1 protein-coding gene is annotated in these 309 nt (G+C 69.3%); it reads right to left on the minus strand.

Annotation, left to right across the window (positions count from 1 at the left end; genetic code table 11):
• Window positions 1-309 (minus strand): AMP-binding enzyme (locus L687_RS0120960; RefSeq protein ID WP_040569607.1); only part of this gene is annotated, 309 nt, incomplete at both ends.

Below are 309 nucleotides of genomic sequence, written 5' to 3' on the forward strand. Positions count from 1 at the left end.
GTCACGGTCACGGTGCTGCCCGGCCTCGTCGCCGGACTGCACCCGCGCGGCTTCGCGTGCCCGCAGCTCGACGCGTCGGATCTTGCCGGAGATCGTCTTGGGGAGCTCGGGGACGAACTCGATGATCCGCACCCACAGATGCGATGACAACCGTTCGTGCGCGTGGGCGAAGATCGCGCGCGCCGCATCCGAACCGACGGCCGGAGCTTCCGGGGTCAGGCAGATGTAGGCCTTCGGCACCGCCAGGCGCGTCGGATCGGGACTCGGGATCACCGCTGCCTCGATCACGAGGTCGTGCTCGAGCAGCAC

It is taken from the genome of Microbacterium maritypicum MF109 (genome assembly GCF_000455825.1).
GTDB classification, from domain to species: Bacteria; Actinomycetota; Actinomycetes; order Actinomycetales; family Microbacteriaceae; genus Microbacterium; species Microbacterium maritypicum_A.